Here is a 24,009-nt window from a genome sequence, read left to right on the forward strand (position 1 = left end):
CGTTAGTGCTTATTTTTCCCCTTGTTTCACCGAGAGGTAAGGTTTTACCCGGGTTATATCCGGTCGGTTTAAGAGGAAATCGTCGGGGTAATAGCCGAAGTTCATCAGCTGATTTTGTTCCAGTAATTGCATCCAGCGGATTAGTTCGGATTCCGGAATAGGTTTTCCGCTGCGCCAGTTATAGGATTGCAGTTCAAATAAAATCTTATCCTTGGGGAGAGCGGAAGAGTTTATTTTTTCGATTAATTGCTGTAACCAACCATAAGCGGCATCTCGGCTCAGAGGTGCTTCATTTTCCAGATAGGGCATGGCCATTATTGCCGTACTGTCGTAATGGGCGACGAATTCCGCCAGATTTTGGGCAAACCATTCTTCACTCTGCGGCTCGTTAATCAGGGCGGCATAAATATTACGCGAGGTTTTGAGTGCTTCCCCGCCATATAAAAAATAAGGTTCCAGCGCTTTTTTCAGGCTTAGGGTGAGCTTAATCAGATCCCGGTTTTTTTGTTTGGCTTCACGGCTGACGAGCTTTTCTTCCCCCGGCGGCATCGTTTTTTCCGCTATAGACGCAGGCGCCTCAAAATCGGTTAGGAAAGCATCGTCATGAAAAAGAATACCGTTAAATTTGGTATAAAAAGAAAGATCCCGATAAATGCTTTTTAGCATTTCAATATTTTCCTTATCATAGGGAGAAAGTCGAAGATATTGATCCGCAGCGGGTTTTCCCGTTCTTTTATCGGTAACGTATTTAGCTTTTTTAGCGGAGGCGCTTAAATCAAAAGCCAGGGTCGGCATCCAAGCATAAACTTTCACCTCCGTTCTTTTCATCAGTTGCCAGGCCACCTGGCCGAATAAGTCCGCTTTTACCGGCAGGTATTTATTCGGAAAATAAAGGGCATCGGCCACGCCGTTACCGTCATCGTCCGCATAGGCCTGTAAATATACGGTGGTAACGCCGTAGTCATAGATTCGCTGGATTAACGCATCTAAATTCTTTTTCTGTTGCAGCGGATTTTTATCATATACATAATCTAAATCCACATGGATTACCCGTTGTATTTTTTGGCTTTCATCCGCTTGTTGATTTAAATAAGCGGCAATGGTAGAAAAATCCGTTTCTGCATCCAATAATAGGCGGCCGACGTGCGGATCGCCTGGAGTATTGGTTTTTTCCGCATTCAGCGAGAAATGATGGGTTAATCCCGCCTGTTTGGCGGCATTGATCGCAGCTTGGTTGAATTGCCCGTAGGGCCAGACTATCAGTCTGGGAGTGATTCCGGTACGTTGTTTGATCATATGCGCTGAAGTTTTTAAATCCTGCGTAATTCGCTTTTGATACTGAGCTTCGGTTTCGTATTTTCCGTTACGATAAATAGGGGCGATAAGCGCCGGAAGTTGACTGCCGGCCGGATTGGCGGCGACACCATGATGGGAATCATAGGTATGGGAGGCTATTTCAACCAAACCGCTGTCATACATTTCTCTGATTTTTCGCCAAGTAGTAAAGGCCGAGCGATCCAGTTTTTTCGCGCCATATTGTACCTGGCCTTTTTCCGCAGTATCTACCCAACGGGTAACGGGAGCGAAAACCGCCGGATAATTATAGGCTTTTAATAAGGGATAAATAACGCTGTACATGGTTTCGTAGCCGTCATCAAAGCTGAGCAGTACGGCTTTTTCCGGTAATTCCGTTTTTCCCTGTTCCGCATCTAAAACCTGTTGCCAACTAATTACCCTATAGCCGTTTTCCTGCAACCAATTAAACTGCCTGATTAGCATGGCGGAAGAAATAGTTTGGGGGACATAAAGGCTTTTATCCACAGGGCGGCTTTCGTCCACAACGGAATGATAAGCCAATACGGCGTATTTATCCGCTGCATAGCCCTTCGCCACGCAAAGGGAACAAAAAAGCAAATAAATCGGCAAAATTATTTTTTTGATATACATAGAAAATCCTCCGAATTAAAAATAAACAGATAAATTCAAACGGGCAAAGTTATTAAGTTCCGCCTTGCCGTCATAAATATTCTTTTTACGTCCGATATCATAGGAAATAGCGATTTTTTTACCGATCCTCCATTCTTGTCCGTAGCTGAAAGACCAGATATTTTCACTGCGGTGAGCATATTGTTTATATTTGCCCAAGTCGGCTTTTAGATGATGGGTCAGTACTATTGCGTAATCCAGCGGTTGAAAATAGGTCAGATCATTGCCCAATTCGGCGCTAAAACGGTTTGAGGGATTATGATAGGCGGCCGCCGGGATATTTTTATTGCGCTGATAATCAAAGTGCAGATAATTACGCAGCGCCCAGCGATCCCGCTTATAAGTATCGGTATCCAGCCAGATAAAAACGCTGTTCCGCTTATTGCCGTCATCGAATTTCATCCTCGCGCTGCCGAAACCGAGGCGGAATAAATCATAATGGGTATAAGTAGCGGATAAGCCCATATCCTTGCTATAGATTCCCCCTTTAATCGCATTGATCGGCGTATCCGGGCTGTTGCGGTGCTTGTACAGGGAAAATTGCCAATGCTGATTCAGGCGATAAAGGGCATTCAGCTGATAATAGCTTTTCCTATTCAGTGCGGTACCTCGGCCTATTTCCGCTTCAAGCTCCAGCGGATACCGGTTTAGTAGCGCGCCTATGCCGATCTGCCCCTGTCGGTACTTTTTCTCCGCCTCTAGCGAAGTGGTTTGCCATGAATGAAAATAGACGCCCTGGCCGCTTTCCGTTTTCGGGCTATAAATATAAAACGCCCGTTCATGTTCCTTTTCCCGACTTGTACCGCCTGTCCGCTGCCGAATACTATAGCTACTGATAAAACGCGCCGCACGGAGCAGGTTATAACGTTCCAACAGGGATTCGGCTTTATGCTTTTCGTCGACGGATAAGCCGGCGATTATTTTAGTGGCTGTAGAAATATCGCCTTGCTTCAATGCCGTTTCGGCAAAGTGTTGATGTAGAAACCAAGCTTCTTCCTTGCTCAGAAAATATGCCGCCTTACGGGCTAGGGCTATGGCTTCGTTGTGGTTATTACGCTGTTGTTCCAATTCGCTTAGCGCCATTATGCTCCAGGGATCGCCCGCATAAGTGGCTAAGCGCGCTTTACTCAGATGCAAGGCTTGGGTACGACGTCCCCGCCAGGTTAATAAATTTATCTGATGGAAAAATTTCTTATCGTAATCGGGGTTAGGAATGCGTGAATTGTGAGTGTAATCGTTGATATATCTCGGCGTTGAGATTTGATCCAAATAGTGCTGGGCTTGATTGAATTTCCCCGCATCGCTGGCGGCATTCATTAGCTTAAAGCTCAGTCTGGCGGAAAGGGCGGCGTTGTTTTGTCGTTCCTGCATAGCCAGGGATTGGTAGAGGGATAAGGCTTGATGGGGGGAACCCGAGAAGAGGAGGCTGTCGGCATAGGCTTCCAGAGCATAGGGGGCGATATCCTGTTGTAGTTCCTTTAGTTGTTTAAAATCCGCTTTAACTACGGTGATTTTCCTTAATTGGGCGGCTAAGACCAGATGATCCTGTAAAAGTTGAAGATAGAGTGGGTTTGTTTTTTCCGTTTCGGCTAAAAGAGCGGTTAGTTTTGTATAGGATTTTTGTAATTGAGTGAAGCTGGGTGTAAAGGAGGGAGGATCTTTTTTGACTTGGGACATAATTTCCGTATGCCGTAGCCAACCTTGATCTTTATGATCGAATAAGTGCGGATATCGCCGCATAAGCTGAGCTTGTAACGGGTAAATATTATGTTTTGCGCTGAGTCGGTAAAGGCGGAGAATAAGATCCGAATCATGGGGAGAGGCTTGCAGTTGATCCAACCAGCGCCCCAGCTTGGCAATATCTCCTAGGTTATTATCCCGTAAGGCTTCGGCGGCTTGTGCATATTTCGGCGTGCGACCGAAACGGGATAAATAAAGCTGCAGATGCTGTTCTGCCTGCTTAAATCTTTTTAGTTCGATTTCTACCCATATTCTGCCCAGCCAACCCTCGGCATTTTTCGGCTGTTGTTTATTTAATGCCGAATACAGGGTGAGCGCTCTGAGATATTGTTTTTCCCGGCGATGGGCTAGCGCAAGATTTTCTAATTCGCTGGCGGATAAATTTTTATGGCTACAGGAAGCGCAAATATCAATAGCTTCGCGAAAGCGTTCCTGGCGCAGCAGAAGGGCGATAAGATCCTCTCTGACCCTGGGATCTCCGCTAGCCCGAAATAGGCGGTAAAGATCATCAATGGCTTGATTTAACGCCGTTTCACTGCGGCGAGAGGCGATTACAATTTTTTCTCTTTGCTGGTCGAGCGTCGAAGCGGCATTGGCCGTGAGCGGAATGGCGGCGCAGAGTATCGGTAGTAACAGGTAGTTTAGATTTGCTTTCATTGAATAAAATATCCTAATTTTTAACAGAGGAAATGTTATAAAGCACAGCAAAATTAAACGGATATCATTCAACAGATGTAGAGGAAATTTGATGTGTCTGTGATACCAGCAGTCCATTGCCATTACACATATTGCGATAATCGGGCGCCCGGGCGGGAGCCATAATAATTTTGCATCCTGCAAAACAAATAATAACCCATTGCGAGGTATGAATTATTTTCAGTTTTCGCAACCGGAATTTTACCAATAATTTTTGTAGGGGATAAATATTCGTATGAGCTGGTCGGATTTCTCTGCCTAAGTAGAAAACCACGGTTATATGAGCGAAAGGAGTAAAAGTGCGACGTGCAAAAATGGAGGGTGTCTTTCGGTATTAAAAGTAAAAACGGGGAAAATCAGAAGTTTTCCCCGCAAAAGATAGGCATAAACTGCCCTTATTGAGCATAAATGGCTTTGTATAAGCGGCTTTCAAATTGAACCAACGGAGCCCGTTTGGTTTTGTTTTCCAGTTCTCCGGTGGAATAGCCGTTAATAAACTGAACAAAAGCGATTTTTTCTCCGCGCGCATTGGTCATAAAACCGGCCAGATTATATACCCCTTTCAGCGAACCGGTTTTGGCGATAACGTTTTTGAGTAAAGGTTCGCTGATTAATGAACCGCGGCCGCTGATTGTCCCGTCCACACCGGCGATGGGGAAGGTTTCCATTAAATGCAGGCTGTCTTCATTACGCGCAATATAGGTTAAAGCCTGTAACATCGTTTGTGCATCTACCAGATTATGGCGGGATAACCCGGAACCGTCGGCAATAACGCTATGGCCGAATTTAATACCGGCTTTGCTGGATAAAACCCGTTTCAGCGCTATGCTGCCGAGCTGAAAAGAGGCGGGGCGATTATAAAGCTGATAGGCGATAGTTCGGAACAGCGCATCGGCAATTTGGTTATCGGATTTTTTCATCATCTTTTTCAATAAATCCGGTAGGGGCTTGGATAAATGCTGTGCCAGCAATTTGCCTTGCTGAGGTTTATGGGGGAGCTGAATTTTACCGTTAAAGCGAATGCCGAGGCGATTGAGTTGACGCTGAATAATAGCCGCCGCATAAGCATTGGTGTCCTGAACGGCGAAACTTAATCCGAAAGGCTTGCTCTGACGGGCGATACAACCTTTAATTTGGTATCGGTTATTATCATGTACTATAGCGTCCAGTTGACAATAGGGCGCTTCTTCCGCACTTACGATGCTAACCTGACCGAAAACCTGAATGGGATACTGGCTGGGTATGTTAAATCGCACGGATTCCCCTACCGGGCGGTTAGCGTCTAAATCCACGTAAAAACAGTTATTATCGATATTAGCGGCCGCCGGCGGTGAATTGAAGCACATGCTGAGATCGTTCCAAATCCAGCCGGAAGCACGATCATGGCTGGTGAAGGTTGAAGTGTCCAGAAGCAGATTGCCGTTTATGGCGCTGATTCCCTGTTGCTTCAATTGTGCCAACAGATTATAGAGCTGCCCGCTGGTGAGATCGGGATCGCCGGTAAATTTAACGATTAAATCACCGTTTAAATTATTATTCTGAATATTACCGTTGGTCAGTATTGAGGTTTGAAAGCGGAATTGATCGCCCAAGCTCAGTTTTGCCGCTAAAGCGGTAAAAACCTTCTGGGTACTGGCGGGCAGCATAAAGGTTTGGGGGTTGTATTCCGCGATAATCTGATTCTGATTAATGTTTTGTGCGATAAAACCAAGGCTTGTTCCCTGCGGCAGTTCCTGGCTTAGGGGAGGAATATCCAGGCCGGCAAAAGCCGAAGTTGTTAACAAAAGATTGCCGAAAATCACTAACTTTTTAGTAATACTTAACATATTTAACTTTTTAACCGGATAAAAGGGTATTAAGGTTGCTATTTTTTTTTAGACGAACAATAATAGGGCTTGGATAAGTTCGAGTAAATCATTTTTTATCAGAATTCACATTTAATTTAGACTGACTGCGACATTGTTGGGCGGCTTCTTTTCAGCCGACAATGCCGCGGTCTTCTTTTTAGCGGAGGAAAGGAGAACCATGAAACAGATTCCGATGACCGTGCGTGGCGCAGAGTTGCTGAAACAAGAACTGGAGTTTCTTAAAAACGTACGTCGCCCCGAAATTATTAAAGCGATTGCGGAGGCTCGGGAGCACGGCGATTTGAAAGAAAACGCCGAATACCATGCCGCTCGTGAGCAGCAGGGATTCTGCGAGGGACGGATTCAGGAAATCGAAGGGAAATTATCCAACTGTCAGGTAATTGACGTTACTAAGATTCCGAACAACGGCAAAGTTATTTTCGGTGCGACCCTGGTATTAATCAATACGGCTACGGACGAAGAATTGACGTATCGTATTGTCGGCGACGATGAAGCCAATATCAAAGAAGGGTTGATTTCAGTGAACTCTCCCATTGCCAGAGGCCTGATCGGGAAGGAAATCGATGATACGGTGGTGATTAGTACGCCGGGCGGACAGGTTGAATTCGAAATTATTGAAGTCAATTATATTTAACCTTATTCAATAGCCCCAAGATGGAAAAACATAAGGCATAAGAAAACTTATGCCTTATTTGTTGTGGAAAGGGGGGGATTATCTCCGCGGCAACTGAATAACCGGTTCTTCGGCAGGGCGGTAAAGAACCAGAATATGCCCGATAGTTTGTACGGCGTTCGCTTCCGTTTCACGCACTATCGCATCGATGATCAGCCCTTTGGTTTCCCGATCCGCACCAGCAATTTTTACTTTAATCAGCTCATGGCGGTTTAGGGCATTATCAATTTCCGCCAGTACGCCTTCGGTTAAACCGTTACCGCCCAGCATAACTACCGGGTTTAAGTGATGGGCCAATCCTTTAAGAAATTGTTTTTGCTTGGTAGATAATGTAATCGACATAATTCATCCTAACATAATAAAAAGTGCGGTCATTTTTTACGGATTTTTTCCCGAAAAAGCCCGAACCTGACTTGAATTGCAGGATTTTACCCCTATATGGGGAAAACTGCCACAACATTTGGAATATTATGGGAAAGAAAAAGCGCTCGGCAAGTTCAAGCCGTTGGTTGAACGAACATTTTAACGACCCTTTCGTACAGAAAGCGCATAAACACAAGCTGCGTTCGCGGGCCTATTTCAAACTGGACGAAATTCAGCATTCCGACCGATTGTTTAAACCGGGCATGACCGTAGTTGATCTCGGCGCCGCCCCGGGCGGTTGGTCGCAATATGCGGTTACTCAAATCGGCGACAAAGGGCGAATTATCGCCTGTGATATTTTGGACATGGATCCCATTGCCGGCGTCGATTTCCTGCAAGGGGACTTTCGTGATGAAAAGGTTCTTGCCGCCTTATTGGAACGGGTGGGAGATGATAAAGTAGATGTCGTGATGTCGGATATGGCGCCTAATTTCAGCGGTATGCCCTCGGTGGATATACCGCGCGCCATGTATCTGGTTGAACTGGCGCTGGATATGTGCAAACAGGTTCTGGCCCCTAAAGGCAGCTTTGTGGTAAAGGTGTTTCAGGGCGAGGGCTTCGATCAATATTTGCGTGATATACGCACCTTATTCGCAACGGTAAAAGTGCGTAAACCCGAAGCATCGCGGGGGCGTTCGCGAGAAGTTTATATTGTGGCCACAGGCTATAAAAATTAAGCGCCTATCCTATTGATAGTTTTGTTTAACAATAAAATTTGTAGTAAGCTATTCACAAATCTTTAACTTAAAAAAACGAGGTCAAACCTTGAACGATATGGTCAAAAATTTAATACTTTGGGTTGTTGTTGCCGCAGTAATGATGACGGCATACCAAGGGTTTAGTTCTAATTCCGGCGGAAATGCCGTGGATTATACGACATTCGTGACTGATGTCGGTAATAATCAGGTTGCTCAGGCGACATTTGAAGATACCGAAATTCGGGTTACAAAAAACGACGGTACCAAATACAGTACCGTGATGCCGATTTATGACGATAAACTGCTGAATGACTTGCTCAATAAGAAAGTGAAAGTCGAAGGTACTTTGCCGGAAAAACGCGGATTATTCTCGCAGATTCTTATTTCCTGGGTGCCGATGCTGTTTTTGGTCGGTGTTTGGATTTTCTTTATGCGCCAGATGCAGGGCGGCGGCGGAAAAGCCATGAGTTTCGGTAAAAGCCGAGCCAAAATGCTGACTAAAGAACAGGTGAAAACCACCTTCGCCGATGTCGCCGGTTGTGATGAAGCCAAAGAGGAAGTGGGGGAAATCGTGGATTTCCTGCGCGATCCGTCTAAATTCCAGAAACTGGGCGGTAAAATTCCTAAAGGTATTTTAATGGTCGGACCGCCGGGAACCGGTAAAACCCTGATTGCAAAAGCGATTGCCGGGGAAGCTAAGGTACCTTTTTTCACCATTTCCGGTTCCGATTTCGTTGAGATGTTCGTCGGTGTCGGTGCTTCGCGTGTACGTGATATGTTCGAGCAGGCGAAGAAAAATGCCCCTTGTTTGATTTTTATCGACGAGATTGATGCGGTAGGCCGCCAGCGCGGCGCCGGTTTAGGCGGCGGGCATGATGAACGCGAACAAACATTGAACCAGATGCTGGTGGAAATGGACGGTTTTGAAGGCAATGAAGGGGTGATTGTGATTGCCGCCACCAACCGTCCGGACGTATTGGATCCGGCTTTAACCCGTCCGGGGCGTTTCGACCGTCAGGTAGTGGTGGGTTTACCGGATGTACGCGGGCGCGAACAGATTCTGAAGGTACATATGCGTAAAGTACCGGTAGCGCCGGATGTGAATGCCATGACTTTAGCGCGTGGTACGCCGGGTTATTCCGGGGCGGATTTGGCTAACTTGGTGAATGAAGCCGCGCTCTTTGCCGCCCGAACCAACAAACGGGTGGTTACCATGCTTGAATTTGAAAAAGCCAAAGATAAGATCAATATGGGTCCTGAGCGCCGCACTATGATGATGACGGAGAAACAGAAAGAGTCTACCGCTTATCATGAAGCCGGTCATGCCATTGTCGGTTACCTGGTTCCCGAACATGATCCCGTACATAAGGTAACTATTATTCCGCGCGGACGTGCGTTGGGGGTAACCTTCTTCCTGCCGGAAGGGGATCAAATCAGCATTAGTCAGAAGCAGTTGGAAAGTAAATTGTCCACCCTGTATGCGGGACGTTTGGCGGAAGATTTAATTTACGGCGAGGAAAATATTTCCACCGGTGCTTCCAATGATATTAAAGTAGCCACTAATATTGCCCGCAATATGGTTACTCAGTGGGGCTTCTCCGAAAAACTGGGGCCGATTCTGTATTCCGAAGACGAGGGAGAAGTATTCCTCGGACGTTCAATGGCGAAAGCCAAACATATGTCCGACGAAACGGCGCATCTGATCGATGAAGAGGTTCGCGCCATTGTAAACCGAAACTATAGCCGTGCCAGACAGTTACTAATCGACAATATGGATATTTTACATGCGATGAAAGATGCACTGGTAAAATATGAAACTATTGAAGAAATTCAGATTAAGCAGCTGATGGAACGTCAGCCAGTTACACCGCCTTCAGGCTGGGAAGATACGAAAGAAAGCCTTAAGGAGAGCGCTGAGCAGACCAAGGCTTCCAGCCAAGATGAAGCTGAGACGGATAAATCCGACGATATGGAAAGCTAACGGAAAGCCGATAAAGTGCGGTCAAAAATTTACAACTTTTTTGAACGCTTGATACTCTAGCTTAGGACGCCTGTTTGGCGTCCTTTTTTATACCCCTTTATAAGAGAAGAATGGTAAGAAAAGAACGAAAGTTAAGTGGTTAAAGGCAATATGATACCGCATTGATTAAAAACGGAATTTAAGCTCAAGCTAAGTTAAGGGATAGAGGCGAAATACGGATATTGCTAGAAGAGCAATAAGGGCTGATATTGATACGGGAGAGGCACGCTGAGCTTAGGCTTGATAAAATCGGCGCCGCTCAGCGCCGATAGGGAGGATTACAGGAGTTGATTCAGTAAGTGGGCGATACCTTCCTCATTATTACTCAGGGTTACCTGTTTCGCCTGTTGTTTCACCGCTTCTTCCGCATTTCCCATGGCGACGCCTAAGCCGACGGCCGTTAGCATACTAATATCATTGTGATTATCGCCGAAAGCAATGGTATGCTGAGGATCAATATTCCAACGCTGCAGCAATTCCAGTAAGCGAGCGCCTTTACTGTTGCCGCGGTTAGCAATATCAATACGATCGATCCAAGACCATTCACAGCTGAATTCATCGGGAGAAAGCTGGGCTTCCGTCGCTTTCATTAGGGCCGGATCCGGGGCGCTGATAACAAATTTCCAGATAATTTCTTCCTGTTCAAGTAAGCGGCGGAAATCGGTAATCTGTCTTAACTCCGGTCGTACTTCCGGCGGGCAGCTTTGCACCCAGCGCTTAAAATTTTCCATATGCGGATTAAGCTGCATATAGTTCATGGCATCGCGGGAATACATTAGCAGATGTACCCCTTGGCGCTGAGCCAGATCAATGACTTTTTCCGCCTGAGCTTTGGAAAGAGGATTTCCGGCTAAAACCTGATCATTTTGGGGCTGATAAAGGTAGGTACCATTGCAGCAGATCATCGGCGTATCTAATGCCAGTTCATAATAATAGGGTTTTACTGCGGTATGATGCCTGCCGGTTACCAGAATAACCTTTAGTCCCTGCCGGCGAGCGTGCTGAATGGCTTTTTTACTGCTTTCTTGAATATTTCCTGTAGAATCCAGCAAGGTGCCGTCCAGATCAAAGGCAATGGCCTGATAAGTCATATTGATTTCCTTACAAAAATAAATAAAAGGAAGATCAGTATAAAGAAAAAGCAAGGTTTTGTTAACCTTGCTTTTTGCGGTTAAATATTTTCCGCAGGGAACATAAATGGATTCAGGCCGCTTCGGGCTAAGCCTTTTTCTTCCATTTCAATATCAAGGTAAATCGCCGCTAAATCATCTGCAACGGCTTCCACATAGGGATCCTTTTCCTGATAGAGAATTTTCAGATAACTATGGCAGTCTTCGCAACTTTCGGCTTTTACCGCCGCGGAGGCATTATCAATAGACCAGTAATTTAATCCGTTTGCCTGATCACAGTTGCTGCATTTGGCTCGAACCACATTCCATTCGGTTTCGCATAAGGCGCAATGCAGATAGCGTAATCCCTGCGATGCGCCGATTTGTACGATGCTGGCTACGGGAGCGCAGCCGCATACCGGGCAGAGATGTAGGTTTTCGCCACTTTCCGCTTTGGCGTTATGGGGGATTTGCTGAGTCAGCTGCAACCAGTATAGGGATAATGCGGCCCAGATAAACACCGCTTTGTCCGTTCCCACTTGCGCATATTCCTGTTGCAACAACTGATCGGCCAGGTTTTCCAGACTGGTATTGGCACTTTTTTCCAGCGCTTCAATTGCGGCGGCCGCTTGCAGGTTAACTTGGGGTTTGAGCTCCGCCAGCAAGGCGTGCAGATATTCGCGCCAGATTGGATCGCGTTGCCAATTGTGGACCGAAAGCGGCATATGGCTCGGGCTGTCCGCCTTTAGGCGCATATCTTCAGGCAATGGCATTTGTGCCAATACCTTTGCTTGAGCCTCTACGATAAGCGCGGCAAAATTCAGATAATCTGCAAAGGGATTATCCTGCGCCAGATCACGCAGGCGTTTTGCTCGGCGTTGATACAGATTTTTGGGGGAGGCGAAAAGAAGCGGGGGAGTATATAACGCCCCCGATTTTTTCACAATTTCACTTTCAGGTAAAATTCTGATACTCATAGTTTAGCTTTTCTCTTGCGATACCTTTTCTTCTTTTTCCAGTAGCGGCTTGATTTCATGGCGGAACCAGCGCGGATGGTGTTTTTTCGCCCAACGTGCGCTAACGGTACCTTCTACCATACCTTTAATCGAGCCTTTCACCCAGAACGCCATATACATATGGACCATGATGCCCAGAATAAAGGCGATTGCGGTTACCGCGTGCAATAATATGGCAACTCGGATCACCGGGATTGGGAAGTAAGGTGCAAAATACGGACGCCACATTATTACGCCGGTTACCAGCAAGATAATTAATGCCGCTAACATGGTCCAGAACAACAATTTCTGTCCCATATTATAATGGCCGACGTCCGCGACGTGATGTTCGTTGCCTTTCAGCACTTCAATCACGTTAAACAGCCATTTAAAGTCCTCTTTCTTCGGAATATTATCGCGCCAGTAGGTAACGAACAGTACCATAAAGGCGGCGATCATCACCAGTCCGGAAAACGGATGCACGATTCGCGCCAGTTGCGGCGTACCCAGTATATCCGCCAGCCAGGCGAAATCGGAGAAGAAAAATGCCAGACCGGATAAGGCCGTCATAAAGAACGTTAAGGCGACCAGCCAATGGCTTAGGCGCTCACGTAAGCTATGACGCAATACTCTACGATTTAAATCGACCATGCCTGTCCTCCTTATTTCTGTTCGCCGTGCGGGTCGAGCGGTTTTTCTTCATCGTCCAGCGCTTCGGTATTCGGCCCTATGCCGATATAGTGCGCCGCCGCTCCTACCGCCAGGGCGCCCATAGCAATACCCGCTAGCGGTTTTAAGACGCCTTTCCATAGATGTACCACATCGCTGATGTGCGGATCCTTCGGCAGACCGGAATATAACTCCGGTTTATCTCCGTGATGCAACACATACATTACATGGGTACCGCCCACGCCCGCCGGATCATAGACCGCAGCATTTTCATAACCGCGGGTTTTCAGCTCTTCCACTCGTTCTTGCGCCAATTCCAGCATTTTTTCCTTGCTGCCGAAATGAATGGCGCCGGTCGGACAGGTTTTCACACAGGCAGGTTCCTGGCCGACATTTACCCGATCCACACAAAGGGTGCATTTATACACCCGGTTGTCCTGCGGGTTAAGACGCGGGATATTAAACGGACAGCCGGCAATACAATAACCGCAACCGATACAGTTATCCGACTGGAAATCGACAATACCGTTGGCATAACGAATAATGGCTCCCGGCGAAGGACAGGCTTTTAGACAGCCCGGTTCGGTACAGTGCATACAGCCATCTTTACGGATAAGCCATTGCAGACGCTCGTTTTCCTCCACTTCGTTAAAGCGCATCACCGTCCATTGTTTGGCATCCAGATCATGAGGGTTATCATAAACCCCCACGCAAGGTTGCGGTTCGGTACGCAGATCGTTCCATTCGGAACAGGCCACCTGACAGGCTTTACAGCCGATACAGGTGGTAACGTCGATTAATTTTGCCACTTCAAACTTGTGATCGCGCGACTGTGGCGGCGGTGTCAAGGATGAGGTTGCGGATCGTTCAATAATATCTTGAGTCTGTACGCCCATCTTATGCCTCCACACGTTCGATATTCACAAGGAAAGATTTAAACTCCGGTGTCTGAGAGTTCGCATCGCCGACAAAAGGAGTCAGTGTATTGGCGATATAGCCTTTTTTACCGACGCCTTCGTAGCCCCAGTGCAACGGAATACCGATATGGTGAATATCTTTACCGTCCGCTTTAAGGGCTTTCAGACGTTTGGTTACTACAGCCACCGCTTTAATATAACCGCGGCTTGAACTGACCTTGACATAATCGCCCTGCTTAATACCTTTCTCTGCGGCTAGGCTTTCACCGATTTCCACAAATTGTTCCGGCTGAGCGATAACGTTGAGTAACGCATGCTTGGTCCAGAAGTGGAAATGCTCGGTTAAACGATAGGTCGTTCCCACATAAGGGAAGCTTTCCGCTTTACCCATTTGAGCCAGATCATCTTTAAAGACTCGGGCCGCAGGGTTTGAAACCACATTAGGGTGCAACGGATTGGTACCTAACGGAGTTTCGAAAGGTTCGTAATGCTCTGGGAACGGACCTTCCGCCATTTTATCCAGAGCGAACAGACGTCCGACCCCTTCCGGCTGCATAATAAACGGCATGGTATCGGTACCAGGTGCGGCAGTGCCGTAATCGGCGATATCGATATAGTTCCAGTTTTTACCGTTCCATTTGATTAGCTGACGATGTTTATCCCAAGGCTGACCGTTAATATCCGCCGATGCACGGTTATAAATAATACGTCGGTTCAGCGGCCATGCGAATGCCCAGCCCAAGGTATTACCTAATCCGGACGGATCGGAATTATCGCGGTTTGCCATTTGGTTACCTTTCGGCGTCCATTGACCGGAGTAAATCCAGCAGGCGGAAGCGGTGCTACCGTCATCGCGCAGTTGGGCGAAGCTGCTTAGCAATTCCCCTTTCTTGACGATGACATTACCTTTCTCATCAACCAGATCAGCTAAGGCAAAACCGTTATTTTCCTGTGCCAGTTCCGCCGGTGTTGGCGTATGCGGCGCTTTATAATTCCAGCTCATGGCTTCAAAAGGTTTGATACCTCTGCCGCCTTCTTTGTGATAAAGCTCAAGCATGGCTTCACGGATACCGGCCAGAATATCTACGTCCGGTAAGGCTTCTCCCGGCTGATCCGCACCTTTCCAGTGCCATTGCAACCAGCGACCGGAGTTAGCGATAGAACCGTCTTCTTCGGCGAAACAGGTGGTCGGCAAACGGAAAACTTCCGTTTGAATCGAGGCGCTGTCCACATCGTTCATCTCACCGTGGTTTTGCCAGAAAGTGGCGGTTTCGGTCGCCAAAGGATCCATGACGATTAGGAATTTCAGCTTGCTTAGTGAACGTACAACTTTATTTTTATCCGGGAACGAAGCTACCGGGTTAAAGCCCTGGCAGATATAACCGTTGACTTTACCTTCGTCCATCATACTGAAGAAGCGTAACACATCGTACACCGCATCCCATTTCGGTAGGAAGTCAAATCCCCAACCGTTTTCTCTGGTCGCTTTATCGCCGTAGAAAGACTTCATCATACTGACAAAGAATTTCGGCGTATTTTGCCAATAGTTGACCTGATTAGGCAGAGTGGATTTCGGTGTAACCGCATTAATAAAGTCTTCGTAGGTGGTTTCCTTTTCATGCGGCAGACGTATATAACCCGGTAACATTTGCGACAATAAACCGAGATCGGTCAGCCCCTGAATATTGGAGTGGCCACGTAATGCGTTTACCCCGCCTCCGGCCATACCGATATTGCCTAGTAATAACTGGATCATCGACATGGTGCGGATATTCTGAGCGCCGACGGAATGCTGAGTCCAGCCTAATGCGTACAGAATAGTCATTGTTTTATCAGGTACGGCGGTTTTCGCCACTTCTTCGCAGAAATAGAGGAAATCTTTCTGCGAGGTACCGCAGATGCGTTCCACCATTTCCGGCGTATAGCGGGAAACGTGCTGTTTCAACAAATTGATGACGCAACGCGGATGCTGCATACTCATATCACGTTTGGCGTAGCCGTTTTCGTCGAACTGATAATTCCAGGTTTTTTTGTCGTAGCTGCGTTTTGCTTCGTCGTAGCCGGTAAACAGCCCTTCATTAAAAGCAAAGCCCTCATCAACCAGGAAAGTGGCATTGGTATAGTGTTTTACATACTCATGCTGAATTTTATCGTTATCCAGAAGGTATTTGATTACCCCGGAAAGGAAAGTAATATCCGAACCGGAACGGATTGGCGCATAAAAATCTGCCACTGAAGCGGTACGATGAAAACGCGGATCCACGGCCAAGATTTTGGCTTTATTATGGATTTTCGCTTCCATTGCCCAGCGGAACCCGACCGGATGCGCTTCGGCGGCATTACCGCCCATTACCACGACCAGATCGGCATTTTTGATATCGCACCAGTGGTTTGTCATGGCACCGCGACCAAATGTTGGAGCAAGACTTGCTACCGTTGGTCCGTGTCAAACACGCGCCTGGTTATCTAATGCCAGCATTCCTAAAGAACGGGCCCATTTCTGGGTTAATAAACCGGCTTCGTTACTTGCGGCGGAAGCGGCAAGCATACCGGTGGTCAACCAGCGGTTTACGGTAACACCGGCGGCATTTTTTTCCTGAAAGTTAGCGTCGCGGTCTTCTTTCATTAATTTAGCGATACGCTGATAGGCTTCTTCCCAGCTTAAACGTACCCATTTGTCTGAGCCCGGAGCGCGATATTCCGGATAGCGTAAACGATTCGGGCTGTTTACATAATCCAGTGCACCGGCACCTTTCGGACAAAGTGCGCCGCGGCTTACCGGATGATCGGGATCGCCTTCGATGTGAAAGAGTTTACGTTTGGCGTTTCTAGCGGTATCCCCCAAGCTATGTAATAGCATACCGCAACCGACGGAACAATATGTGCAAGTGTTTCGTACTTCTTGAGTGTTCAACAGTTTATAAGCGCGCGGGGCGGCCAGTGCGTTAACCGGAGCAAAGCCCAGTACCGCGGCCGATGTTCCCGCCATTCCACCTGCACAGATCTTAAAGAATTTTCTTCTCGTGACCTGCATAGACAATTCCTTAATCCAACAAAAATTGAATAATATGGTAGTAAAAAATAGCTAATACTCATGCAGTCGTTTTGGGCGGCGGATATCGGCGTTGACAACGGAAGATGTTAACGTCGATCAGGCGGAGATATGAAATTATACGATTCAATGAATAATGAATAAGGCCGTATGCTTCCGTCTTTTACCTTTCATGAAGGCCGCGCCCCTATGATAAATAAGTTAGACATCCCGGCAATACAGCTTGCAGTAATGACAACTGGTCGGCAAGCCTGAAATTACTTACTTACCATATAAGACTAAGTGCGATATTATAATCAACATCAGATAGGCTGAGTACAAATGAACAGATTATAAATCTCGTGTAGGATACCTATATTTTGTGTGTAAATCTATAACTAATCATGTGGATTAAGGAAAAAAATTTTGATAGAGATCACAAAACAAGCAATATTTCTTTTCAAAAAATTAACAAATAAAAAACATTTTCATAATGAAAAACATGATGATTTGCAAAATTTATCATTTGAATTTAACCAAAAACAAGAGAACCTTGCGGTAGAAGTGCCGGTGGCACTTATTTATAACGATATTTCCCATACGGTTATGATGACAACCCCGAAAGATCTGGAGGATTTTGCGCTTGGTTTTTCTCTGGCGGAAGAAATCATTGATAAACCCTCGGACATTTACGGGATCGATATTGAAGAAACCTGTCAGGGAATCGAGGTGCGAATTGAGCTGGCAACCCGTTGCTTTGTCCGTTTGAAGGATAAACGCCGTACTATGGCCGGGCGTACCGGGTGTGGGATCTGCGGTTCCGAACAGCTGCAGCAGGTAACCAAAAAATTAGCCAAATTAGACCGCACTTTGTCTTTTGATCCGAATTTGCTGGATCAATGTTTGGAGGCTTTGTATCGGGCGCAGGAACTGGGCAAACAAACGGGATCTACTCATGCCGCTGCTTTTTTCAGCCCCGGCGGCGAACTTAAAGCAATCCGAGAAGATGTCGGACGCCATGTGGCGCTGGATAAATTATTGGGTTGGCATGCCAAGGCCGAACGACCGCAAGGCTTTATTTTGGTAACCAGCCGCGCCAGCTATGAAATGGTGCAAAAAACCGTTACCTGCGGTATTGAAATGCTGGCGGCGATTTCCGCCGCTACGGATCTGGCGGTTAGAATGGCGCAAGAAAGTGAACTGACCCTTATCGGTTTTGCCAGAGAAGGGCGGGCTACGGTTTACACTGGAGCGGAGCGGTTGCAATTCAATAAAACATGCTGAGAGCAGAGGGTATAACGATTATTATACCCTTTGTCGCTTATCTCCTTTTTGTCGCTTAGCTGAAGTGGATATTGGCGGCTATGGACGGCGAAGAGTCAGTGCCTAAAAAGTGCGGTTAAAAAATTCGAATTTTTAATTTGGGCCGATTTTCCGCAATATCCTCCCTCTGCAGAACTATAAAGAGTGAGGCGATAAAGGAATTTTGCCCTTTGTCAGTTATCCATATGGGGTTAAAAAATGTTCCGCTTTTCTCTCTTACGGGCGGAGATGATGTTTTGTAACTTGTTCCTCATATAAAAAGCCTCTATAATTACCTGTAAAAATACACAGATATAAGAGCAGTTATTTAATGGAAATCTCGGAATTACTTGACGGATTAAATGAGCGACAGCGCGAGGCGGTGGCCGCACCTTTGGGCAATTATCTGGTTCTGGCCGGTGCGGGAAGCGGGAAAACCAGAGTGTTAACTCATCGCGTCGCTTGGTTAATCGCTGTCAAGCAGGTTTCCGAAGGCAGTATTATGGCGGTAACCTTTACCAATAAAGCCGCTGCGGAAATGCGCCAACGTATCGAACGTACCTTATCCGATTACACCAATCAGCCGATTTTCTCCATGTGGGTGGGAACCTTTCACAGCATCGCCCATCGCTTATTACGAGCCCATCATCCGGATGCGGATTTACCGCGCGATTTCCAAATTTTGGACAGCGAAGATCAGTTGCGTCTGCTAAAACGCCTGCTCAAACTGCATAACTATGACGAAAAAATGTACCCGCCGAAGCAGGCCTGTTGGTATATCAACAATAAAAAAGACGAGGGATTGCGCCCTCATCAAATTGATGATCATAACGACCGCCAGGAACGGGAATGGATCAATATTTACCGTATTTACCAGGATACCTGCGATCGGGCGGGTCTGGTGGATTTTGCTGAAATCCTGCTGCGCGCTTATGAGCTTTTTGTTAAAAAACCGGTGATTCTGCAACGCTACCGTCAACGTTTTCAACATTTATTGGTAGACGAATTTCAGGATACCAATAAAATTCAGTACGCCTGGATTCGACTGTTGGCGGGGGATAGCGGTAAGGTCATGATTGTCGGCGATGACGATCAATCCATTTACGGTTGGCGCGGAGCGCAGATTGAAAATATTCAGCATTTTCTGCAGGATTTCACCCAAGCAAAAACCATTCGTTTGGAACAGAATTACCGTTCAACCGCTAATATCCTGCAAAGTGCAAATCAGCTTATCGCCAATAACAGCAACCGCCTCGGCAAGGAACTCTGGACCGATGGTGAGGCGGGAGAGCCGGTGGGAATTTACGCCGCTTTTAACGAGCTGGATGAAGCTTTATTTGTTTCCGCACAGATTAAAATCTGGCTGGAGGACGGCGGTCAATTTAGCGACTGCGCAATTTTATATCGAAGTAACAGCCAGTCGCGGGTATTGGAAGAGGCATTGATACGGGCGCAGATTCCTTACCGAATTTATGGAGGTATGCGTTTCTTCGAACGTCAGGAAATCAAAGATGCGCTGGCTTACTTACGCCTGATTGCGAACCGGGACGACGATGCCGCTTTCGAGCGGGTTATCAATACGCCGGCACGCGGTATCGGTGAACGAACCCTGGAAGTTCTCAGAAATTTGACCCGTGAACGTAATATTACCCTTTGGCAGGCAACCCGAGTGGCTACGAGTGAAAATATGCTGACGGGACGAGCGGCAACTTCACTGTTACGCTTTTGTGAATTGATTGCCGGCCTGGATCGGGATACGGCGGAAATGCCGCTTTTTGCCCAAACGGATTTTGTCATTCAGCATTCCGGCCTGTATGAAATGTATAAACAGGAGAAAGGTGAAAAAGGCGAAGTGCGGATTGAAAACTTGGAGGAATTGGTTTCCGCCGCACGAGAATTTATTTGTCCGGAAGATTCGGCGGATATGACCGAGCTGACCGCATTTTTAACCCATGCTTCGCTGGAAGCGGGAGAGGAACAGGCATTGCCGCATGATATCTGTGTGCAAATGATGACCTTACACTCCGCCAAGGGACTGGAATTTCCCCGTGTCTTTATCGTAGGAATGGAAGAGGGCATTTTCCCTAGCTTTATGTCGCTGGAAGAGCCGGGACGTCTGGAGGAAGAGCGACGTCTGGCTTATGTGGGGATTACTCGCGCTCAACGGAAACTTACCCTTTGCTATGCCGAAAGCCGGCGTTTATACGGCAAAGAAGAGCGGCATATTCCTTCCCGTTTTATTGCCGAATTACCGCAGGAATGTATCCTTTCGGTACGCCTGCGCGGTACTGTTACCCGTGCTTATAATCAATCGGTAGCAGGGGCGCCGATAGCGGCGGCGCCGGAAGAGAAAGAATGGCGCAGCGGACAAAAAGTGAAGCACCCGAAATTCGGCAACGGAACCGTTATTAATGTGGAAGGCAGTGATAACAATACTCGCCTGCAAATAGCCTTTCAGGGGCAGGGCATAAAATGGTTGATCGCGCATCTGGCTAAACTGGATAAATTATAACAATAAGTTTATTCCGCCTGTGGAAAGTGCGGTCGGTTTTCTTCCTCTTTTATCCGCCAGAAGGTGGCAAAGCGCGGTTTGCCTTTATTGGTTAAACCGCGATATTTATAGCTGATCAGGCTGCCTATCGGCGGCGGATTACGCCGTTCTTCATCACTGAATCCGGAACCTATGCGAAAGGTTCCTCTTTCGTTCTTGCAGCTCAGCGCCCCCAGCATTTCCGCCAATCGTCCTTTGCCCTTATGATGTGCGATTACCCGGCATTCTTCATCGGCGGCCGTTTTCAGTTTTAGGATCTGATTGCTGCGCTTAGCTTCGTAGGGCGCTGCGGGATTACGTACCACGATGCCCTCGCCGCCGCGCTTTTCTATCCGCTGTAAAAACTCATACATATGCTGTCGGTCGCGGATTGGGATTTGTTCGATAATTCGTACCGGAATGGCGGGATACTGTGCCAGGTATTGGGCAAGCTTATCTAAACGGCGGGGCAACGGCCCCTTTTCCTCGGGCACATCGAAAACATAGAGTTTTAATTTATTCCAGCCTTTATCCTGATAGCTTCTGCTGATTGAAGATATTTCGGCAAAGTTTAGCTGCGCCGAGAAAAGTTCTCCGTCGATAGCAAAGGGGGGAAAGTCCTGAGTAAAATAATCCGGGACGACAAAAGGCAGGCCGCTGCGTCCGAATAATTGTTTACCGTCCCAGTAAGCCCGCACTCCGTCCAGTTTTTCACTCATTGTCCAACCGCGAATATCCTGTTGTTGATATTCGCTCAGCAGCATTAATTCCGGTCCCCGTGCATAAATAAGGGGGGAGAGTAAAACAAGCAAGGCGCATAGCAGCTTTTTCATAGGTATTTTTCCTTTATATGGTTAACGCATAAGTGGATTATGGCTATATTGTTTTAGGTGCGGAGAGGTTAGCCTGCATTTTCCGAGCAGGATCGGAATACTCAGGCAGAATGAGGTTATAAAGGATAAAAAATTGCAGCGCTAACGGCTGAGGAAAAGGGGAAGTATAAAAAGAGCGGTGGAAAACAACGGGATTTTTTTCTCGATCCCTTTATATGCCGAGGCTGTCCGTTATTTCTCCGTTCCTTGTCTGATTGAAGGGATATAAGGTTGGCTTCTTTGTTATGAATATTTTTACTTAAGGGGCTGAATAATTTTCATAAAAATAATATGAAATATTTGTTAGAATCATTTTGAGTTAATATTTTTCACAATAAATCAACAAATAATAAAGGAACACCACATGAGCCAATTATTTCCCAATGCCAAACCTCGTACTAAAGCCCCTTATCGTTTTGATATCGTCGGTAGTTTCCTGCGCCCGGAAGGCTTAAAACAGGCACGCCAACAATGTAGTTGCGGGGATATCAGCTGTGCTGATTTAACTGCAGTGGAAAACAGCGAAATTAATAAGTTGGTTCAACATCAGAAATCCGTCGGCTTGCATGCCGTAACCGACGGCGAATTCCGCCGTACCTTCTGGCATCTGGATTTTCTGGCTGCCTTAGGCGGTGTGGATGAGGTGGATTCGGAAAAATTTTCGGTTCAGTTCAAGCACCATAGCGTACGTCCGAAAACCTTAAAAATCACCGATAAGATCAGCTTCCCCGATAATCATCCGTTTTTAGAACATTATCGTTCCTTGCAGGAAATCGCCGGTGATTATCCGGTAAAATTCACCATACCTTCACCTTCGATGCTGCATTTGATCTGTACCGTACGGGCGACGGATTATGAACCTATTGAGCGCTATCGGGACAACCGTCTTCTGCTGGAGGACATTGCGCAGGCTTATCGCAGCGCATTACAGAAATTCTATGCACTGGGTTGCCGTAACCTGCAACTGGACGATACCAGCTGGGGAGAGCTTTGTTCCGAAGAGAAACGCGCCGCTTATCAGGCTCGCGGGTTTGATTTGCAGGCTCTGGCCCGGGATTATGTCGAAATGATTAATCTTGTTATTGATGGAAAACCGGAGGATATGACGGTAACTATGCATATTTGTCGCGGTAATTTCCGTTCCACTTGGTTCTCTTCCGGCGGTTATGAGCCGGTAGCCGAAACCCTATTCGGTCATTGTCGCGTAGACGGGTTCTTCCTTGAATATGACAGCGATCGCTCCGGTGATTTCAAACCGCTGCGTTTTATTAAAGATCAACAAGTAGTGCTGGGATTGGTAACCTCCAAAGACGGGCAACTGGAAGATCGGAATGAAATTATCCAGCGTATTAAAGAAGCAACTCAGTACGTGGACATTAATCAACTCTGTTTAAGCCCGCAGTGCGGATTTGCTTCGACGGAAGAGGGCAATATTTTAACCGAGCAGCAACAATGGGATAAGCTGAGCTTTATTCGCGATATTGCTAAGGAAGTTTGGGGCGAATAAGCTTTTATTTGCTACGAACAGGCGGAAGCATAGCTGTACTTCCGCTTTTTTTGTGCAAAAGTTTCTCTACCCGGCATAGATGAAGAAAATAAGCTGAATGGAAATTCTAGATGGCGGGGATAGGCTGAGCTATTTTAAATTTCGGAGCTTGAGCAGAGGTTTATTCGTTTAGGGAGCGGAGCCTAGAGCCCGTATGAGGGGAAATCAAAAGGCTTTCACTAGTATTGAGAAATCTTCGTTACGGATTAAATGCCTTGCTTCGTTATTTTGAGTGAAATAAAAATAATTTTTTATGAATAATAATGATCTGCGCGGGTTATAAATGATAACTTGTTGAAAACCAAAATAGATATAAAGGTTATTTTTGTGTTGCGAAATGTAAAAATTAACAAAATTTGTTGATCTGGATCACAAATTTCACAAAGATTACTTTATAAAAATACAAGGTGAATATATGATTGCCCAGGTTTTGAATCCGGGCATAAATTGTCGTTTAAGCGATATTTTACAATGAGTTACCCCGTGTCGGAACGGCGGAAATATTAGGTTTAGCGAGATAAGCCATTTATTCGAGCAGGTTTGCTGAACCGAATTTACAAGGATGAAATTTAGAGCAAGGACGCTATTTTATCGCTTTCACTGTAATTTATGCTAAAAATGAACTTTTCAAATCAAAAATCTTCAAAAAAACTTATCCATAATCTCACCGACAATCTTTAGCTCCCTTTCTGCAGAAGGTATTTATCAGTCATCAGCATGGGCTTTATGTTTTTGCTCGTTCGCTGGGGGAGAATTGCGCTAAGCGCCGATAAATCCGGGGTTTTGTATAGATAATATCCGCAGCGGTTTAAAATAAAATCAAATTGCTTAATCTCTATGCGAACAATTAAAAAAAACGTTTTTTTTTGAAAAAGTAGTTGACGCCTCAAGGCGATATGCGCATAATACGCCACGCAAAGCCGATGACGGTAAC

At 46.5% G+C, this 24,009-nt stretch carries 16 protein-coding genes; 6 read left to right on the forward strand and 10 right to left on the reverse strand.

All coding sequences use genetic code 11. From position 1 onward, the window contains the following. Positions 1-9: 9 nt before the first annotated feature. The 3 genes from pgaB to dacB form a co-directional block, all read right to left on the reverse strand. A complete protein-coding gene (pgaB, locus tag EDC45_RS06980) occupies positions 10-1,947 on the reverse strand; it encodes a poly-beta-1,6-N-acetyl-D-glucosamine N-deacetylase PgaB (RefSeq protein ID WP_133544879.1) in 1,938 nt (645 codons plus the stop codon). A 15-nt stretch (positions 1,948-1,962) separates the two neighbouring features. Further along, positions 1,963-4,383: a poly-beta-1,6 N-acetyl-D-glucosamine export porin PgaA gene (gene pgaA, locus EDC45_RS06985; RefSeq protein WP_166635112.1), complete on the reverse strand. Its 2,421-nt coding sequence runs from the start codon at positions 4,381-4,383 to the stop codon at positions 1,963-1,965. Between the two features lie 434 nt (positions 4,384-4,817). Next, on the reverse strand, positions 4,818-6,248 hold the full coding sequence (dacB, locus tag EDC45_RS06990; protein ID WP_133544883.1) for a serine-type D-Ala-D-Ala carboxypeptidase: 1,431 nt from the start codon (positions 6,246-6,248) through the stop codon (positions 4,818-4,820). Positions 6,249-6,447: 199 nt separating this feature from the next. On the opposite strand from dacB, the gene greA reads away from it, so the two are divergent. Further along, the gene (greA, locus tag EDC45_RS06995) at positions 6,448-6,924 is read left to right on the forward strand and encodes a transcription elongation factor GreA (protein WP_133544885.1); all 477 of its coding nucleotides are present in this window, start codon (positions 6,448-6,450) and stop codon (positions 6,922-6,924) included. A gap of 78 nt (positions 6,925-7,002) precedes the next feature. Here greA and yhbY read toward each other — a convergent pair whose 3' ends face one another. After that, the gene (gene yhbY, locus EDC45_RS07000; RefSeq protein ID WP_133544887.1) at positions 7,003-7,305 is read right to left on the reverse strand and encodes a ribosome assembly RNA-binding protein YhbY; all 303 of its coding nucleotides are present in this window, start codon (positions 7,303-7,305) and stop codon (positions 7,003-7,005) included. A 128-nt stretch (positions 7,306-7,433) separates the two neighbouring features. Between yhbY and rlmE the strand changes: the two genes are divergently transcribed. After that, entirely contained in the window at positions 7,434-8,063 is a 630-nt protein-coding gene (rlmE, locus tag EDC45_RS07005) for a 23S rRNA (uridine(2552)-2'-O)-methyltransferase RlmE (protein WP_133544889.1), read from the forward strand. Between the two features lie 97 nt (positions 8,064-8,160). Further along, positions 8,161-10,065: an ATP-dependent zinc metalloprotease FtsH gene (gene ftsH / locus EDC45_RS07010; RefSeq protein ID WP_133544891.1), complete on the forward strand. Its 1,905-nt coding sequence runs from the start codon at positions 8,161-8,163 to the stop codon at positions 10,063-10,065. Between the two features lie 317 nt (positions 10,066-10,382). Here ftsH and EDC45_RS07015 read toward each other — a convergent pair whose 3' ends face one another. The 5 genes from EDC45_RS07015 to fdnG form a co-directional block, all read right to left on the reverse strand. Next, on the reverse strand, positions 10,383-11,195 hold the full coding sequence (locus EDC45_RS07015) for a pyridoxal phosphatase (protein ID WP_133544893.1): 813 nt from the start codon (positions 11,193-11,195) through the stop codon (positions 10,383-10,385). Positions 11,196-11,275: 80 nt separating this feature from the next. Further along, the gene (gene fdhE, locus EDC45_RS07020) at positions 11,276-12,190 is read right to left on the reverse strand and encodes a formate dehydrogenase accessory protein FdhE (RefSeq protein ID WP_133544895.1); all 915 of its coding nucleotides are present in this window, start codon (positions 12,188-12,190) and stop codon (positions 11,276-11,278) included. A gap of 3 nt (positions 12,191-12,193) precedes the next feature. Further along, on the reverse strand, positions 12,194-12,859 hold the full coding sequence (locus EDC45_RS07025) for a formate dehydrogenase subunit gamma (protein ID WP_133544897.1): 666 nt from the start codon (positions 12,857-12,859) through the stop codon (positions 12,194-12,196). An 11-nt stretch (positions 12,860-12,870) separates the two neighbouring features. Beyond that, positions 12,871-13,773 carry a formate dehydrogenase subunit beta gene (gene fdxH, locus EDC45_RS07030; protein ID WP_133544899.1) on the reverse strand — a complete coding sequence of 301 codons (903 nt, stop codon included), beginning with the start codon at positions 13,771-13,773 and terminating at the stop codon, positions 12,871-12,873. Between the two features lies 1 nt (position 13,774). Further along, on the reverse strand, positions 13,775-16,828 hold the full coding sequence (gene fdnG, locus EDC45_RS07035; protein WP_166635113.1) for a formate dehydrogenase-N subunit alpha: 3,054 nt from the start codon (positions 16,826-16,828) through the stop codon (positions 13,775-13,777). Positions 16,829-17,251: 423 nt separating this feature from the next. On the opposite strand from fdnG, the gene fdhD reads away from it, so the two are divergent. Next, positions 17,252-18,109 (forward strand): formate dehydrogenase accessory sulfurtransferase FdhD, encoded by an 858-nt coding sequence (fdhD, locus tag EDC45_RS07045; protein ID WP_133544905.1) that lies wholly within the window; start codon positions 17,252-17,254, stop codon positions 18,107-18,109. A 349-nt stretch (positions 18,110-18,458) separates the two neighbouring features. Continuing rightward, on the forward strand, positions 18,459-20,639 hold the full coding sequence (gene uvrD / locus EDC45_RS07050; RefSeq protein ID WP_133544907.1) for a DNA helicase II: 2,181 nt from the start codon (positions 18,459-18,461) through the stop codon (positions 20,637-20,639). A gap of 8 nt (positions 20,640-20,647) precedes the next feature. Here the strand turns inward: uvrD and EDC45_RS07055 are convergent, their stop codons facing one another. Next, positions 20,648-21,490, reverse strand: coding sequence for a DNA ligase (locus tag EDC45_RS07055; protein ID WP_133544909.1), 843 nt, complete (start codon positions 21,488-21,490; stop codon positions 20,648-20,650). 403 nt (positions 21,491-21,893) lie between these two features. Between EDC45_RS07055 and EDC45_RS07060 the strand changes: the two genes are divergently transcribed. Then, positions 21,894-23,036, forward strand: coding sequence for a 5-methyltetrahydropteroyltriglutamate--homocysteine S-methyltransferase (locus EDC45_RS07060; RefSeq protein WP_133544911.1), 1,143 nt, complete (start codon positions 21,894-21,896; stop codon positions 23,034-23,036). Positions 23,037-24,009 lie beyond the last annotated feature (973 nt).

Source organism: Mesocricetibacter intestinalis, assembly GCF_004363295.1.
GTDB classification, from domain to species: Bacteria; Pseudomonadota; Gammaproteobacteria; order Enterobacterales; family Pasteurellaceae; genus Mesocricetibacter; species Mesocricetibacter intestinalis.

Coding starts and splice junctions, on each gene's coding strand:
- pgaB (WP_133544879.1), bottom strand. CDS start 1,947: ATGTATATCAAAAAAATAATTTTGCCGATTTATTTGCTTTTTTGTTCC.
- pgaA (WP_166635112.1), bottom strand. CDS start 4,383: ATGAAAGCAAATCTAAACTACCTGTTACTACCGATACTCTGCGCCGCC.
- dacB (WP_133544883.1), bottom strand. CDS start 6,248: ATGTTAAGTATTACTAAAAAGTTAGTGATTTTCGGCAATCTTTTGTTA.
- greA (WP_133544885.1), top strand. CDS start 6,448: ATGAAACAGATTCCGATGACCGTGCGTGGCGCAGAGTTGCTGAAACAA.
- yhbY (WP_133544887.1), bottom strand. CDS start 7,305: ATGTCGATTACATTATCTACCAAGCAAAAACAATTTCTTAAAGGATTG.
- rlmE (WP_133544889.1), top strand. CDS start 7,434: ATGGGAAAGAAAAAGCGCTCGGCAAGTTCAAGCCGTTGGTTGAACGAA.
- ftsH (WP_133544891.1), top strand. CDS start 8,161: ATGGTCAAAAATTTAATACTTTGGGTTGTTGTTGCCGCAGTAATGATG.
- EDC45_RS07015 (WP_133544893.1), bottom strand. CDS start 11,195: ATGACTTATCAGGCCATTGCCTTTGATCTGGACGGCACCTTGCTGGAT.
- fdhE (WP_133544895.1), bottom strand. CDS start 12,190: ATGAGTATCAGAATTTTACCTGAAAGTGAAATTGTGAAAAAATCGGGG.
- EDC45_RS07025 (WP_133544897.1), bottom strand. CDS start 12,859: ATGGTCGATTTAAATCGTAGAGTATTGCGTCATAGCTTACGTGAGCGC.
- fdxH (WP_133544899.1), bottom strand. CDS start 13,773: ATGGGCGTACAGACTCAAGATATTATTGAACGATCCGCAACCTCATCC.
- uvrD (WP_133544907.1), top strand. CDS start 18,459: ATGGAAATCTCGGAATTACTTGACGGATTAAATGAGCGACAGCGCGAG.
- EDC45_RS07055 (WP_133544909.1), bottom strand. CDS start 21,490: ATGAAAAAGCTGCTATGCGCCTTGCTTGTTTTACTCTCCCCCCTTATT.
- EDC45_RS07060 (WP_133544911.1), top strand. CDS start 21,894: ATGAGCCAATTATTTCCCAATGCCAAACCTCGTACTAAAGCCCCTTAT.